Below are 2,814 nucleotides of genomic sequence, written 5' to 3'. Positions count from 1 at the left end.
CAAGGAGAACAACCGCATCGAATTCGCCGAGCGCGTGACGGAGTTTTTCTCGAAGAATCTCAAGCCGTAATTCTCTCTGAGGGCTACTCCAGTCTTCGCAGCAGCGTGTAGTGCGCGAAGAGGTTTGTCTCCAATTCCATCTTGTAATCCCCCGAGTCCCAGCCGAAGGCGTGGGCCATCTCGCGGACGGCCTTGGAGTCGTCGCGGTCGAACTCGATGATCTTGAAGCCCGCCGATTCCAGCATCTTTCGCGGGAAGGGGCACCGGCCGTCGGCCCACGGGATGTACGGCTTATCCGCCGGGGCGGGGGCGGGGCAGATGTTGTAGATCATCACGTATCCGCCCGGCTTGAGCGCGGCATATAGCCTGGCGACGAACTTGTCCTCGCTCACACCGAGATCGATGAGCATGCGGCTGTCCACTTCGCGCTCGGGATGGAGATAGCCGTTCTTGAGCGTGTTCTTGGAGATGATCAGGTCGTAGCCGCCGCCCACGCGCTTGCTTGCATCGGCGTCGCCGGGCCAGCGACCGTTGACCAGTGTCACTAGGCCGACATCCTTCCCGTCGACGGCGATCTTTCCCTGGTCATCCTCCTTGCAATAGAGGGCGGGGAGGAATGGATCGACATCGACGCCGACGGCATCGGCGCCCATGCTCGCCAGCATGCGCAGATGGCCGACGGTGCCGTAGCCGTAGTCGAGAACGCGCTTGCCCCTGACATCCTTGATGCCTGCCTGGCCGAGCAGGTCGAGAAGCCGGACATAGGCCAGCGGCGTGCCGTATTTGGTGTGGTAATAGATCTGCGCCGTGACGGGAGTCTTGGTCAGGTCGGCCCGCTGCCTGTCGGACAGCTTCGCCGCTTCGTCGGGCATGACGTAACGCTTGTCGGCCGTGCGATAGAGATCGCGTGCGGAAGGAATCGCCAGGCGGGCCGCGGCGTCGAGAAAGCCTTTCGCCAGGGGCGATTGGACAAGCGGCCGTGCGGCGTCCGCCTCGGTGCGCATGGTCTTCAAACATTGGGAGTCGTCCGGCGGAGCCCCCTTTTCGGCGCGGGCGGTTGCGCAAACGCTCGCGAGCATGAGTGCCATCAACATGTGTCGACAATTCATCTTGTTCTCCATTTTCTGAATGCGACCCGCTCCTTCGTTCTTGGCGGTCGGGGCGTGTCCGGGCGCTGCGCCTCGGACGGGATATCGCCGACGATGGCCTCGAGGATGTCCTCCAGGGTGACAATGCCCAGCTCGGGGCCGTTACCTTCCGCGACCATGACGATGTGCCGCCGGCTCTTTCGCATGTAGGTCAAGGCGTCGACCAGCGGCATGTCCGGGTCGAGCGCGGCCGGCGGCGAGGCAAGATCGCGGAGGATCAGGACGTCGCCCAGTTGCAGCGCGATGGCGTGTATGGCGAGCTTGATGTTGAGGATGCCGACGATCTTCCCGGTGGACGGATCGCGCAGCGGCCAGCGCGTGTAGGGCCATTCTTGAAGTTGCCCGACCGCCTCGTTGACGGTGGCGTTGGCGTCGAGCACCTGTACCTTGCGCATGGGGATCATGGTGTGGACGACCTTGAGGTCCGCGAAGTCGAAGGCCCGTCGGAGGATGTCGCCGTGCTCGTGGTGGAATTCTCCGGCCTCGTCGGCCTTGTCGACGAGCATTTCGAGTTCTTCTTCGGTGTGCGCCGCTTCCTCAATCTCGACGTCGCCCAGCCCGAAGGTGCGAGTGACGGCGTTGCCCATCCAGCTCATGACGGACACGAGCGGCGAGCAGACCAGTCGGAAGAAGGCAATCGGCCGGGCCACGATCATGCCGATTCGCTCGGTGTGCTGAAGCGTCAGGGCCTTGGGGAGCAGTTCGCTGAGGACAACGGTCAGGAGCGTCACGAGCGTGAACCCCACGACGAGGCCGAGTACGCGCCCTGCCGTTTCGGGCATGTAGGCGCCGAGCGGAGCCAGAATGAGGCGGATGATCTGGGTCATGGCCGGCTCGGCGACGGCCCCGATGAGGAGGTTGGTGGCGGTGATGCAGACCTGAATGGTGGCGATCGACCCGCTCATGTCATCCTTCAGCCGGGACAGCACGCGGGCGACGGCGACGCCCTCGCGCCGAAGCTCCTCAATGCGCGTCGAGCGCAGCGTGACGACAGCGTACTCCGCCGCCACGAAAAAGGCGTTGATGCCGATCAGCAGGGGCACGAACATCAACTGCAGGATGAGAAGCGTTACGGACATATATGCCGCATACGATAACGCCTGAGAGTTGAATCGGGCGATGGGGGAACTTGGGTCACCGGGGAATTGCTGAATCGGCCGAATTTCGCTGAAAGACGGCGGTGTTTCGTTGATCGGTGAATCGGAGCGCCAGGTTGTACTGGCGCGCGATATGGTCCAGCGTGCGCTGGGCATAGAACGCGACATGTGTCGGGTCGCGCGGATAGTGCCATTTCGCGAAGTGGGCCAGCCCCCTGTGAAACTCGGTCATGACAATGAGGTATCCCTGTGGGCGAAGGTGGGCGCAGACGCGCCGAATCTCCTCGCCGGGCAGCGAGAAGTGCTCAAAAGTCTCGGTGGACAAGATCGCATCAAAGGGGACCGAGAGGTCGGCCTGCGGCGCGAAGTGCGGATCGTAGCCGTCAGCCTCGTAACCGGCCTGTCGAAGCATTTCAACGAGCACGGGGCCGGGGCCGCACCCATAGTCGAGCACGCGTCGCGCCGGCGGTACATAAGTCTTCATCACGTCGATCAGCCGCTCGAAACGGGCCACGTAGCCCTTGTTCTCCAAAGTATTCTCGTGCATGGCATAACGCGCTACCTGCTCG

The 2,814-nt window shown here is 62.9% G+C and carries 3 protein-coding genes; all 3 read right to left on the bottom strand.

Annotated features, from left to right (window positions below):
• Nucleotides 1–83: 83 nt before the first annotated feature.
• Nucleotides 84–1,094, bottom strand: coding sequence for a class I SAM-dependent methyltransferase (locus tag ACKUUH_RS17220; protein WP_407951119.1), 1,011 nt, complete (start codon nt 1,092–1,094; stop codon nt 84–86).
• An 11-nt stretch (nt 1,095–1,105) separates the two neighbouring features.
• Nucleotides 1,106–2,227, bottom strand: coding sequence for a hemolysin family protein (locus ACKUUH_RS17215; protein WP_407951118.1), 1,122 nt, complete (start codon nt 2,225–2,227; stop codon nt 1,106–1,108).
• Between the two features lie 55 nt (nt 2,228–2,282).
• A partial coding sequence (locus tag ACKUUH_RS17210) for a class I SAM-dependent methyltransferase (protein ID WP_407951117.1) occupies nt 2,283–2,814 on the bottom strand: 532 nt, incomplete at its 5' end.

It is taken from the genome of Parvibaculum sp., assembly GCF_045863935.1.
Lineage (GTDB): Bacteria > Pseudomonadota > Alphaproteobacteria > Parvibaculales > Parvibaculaceae > Parvibaculum.
The sequence above is the reverse complement of the archived record's forward strand: the minus strand, read 5'-3'. Positions and strand labels throughout refer to the sequence as shown.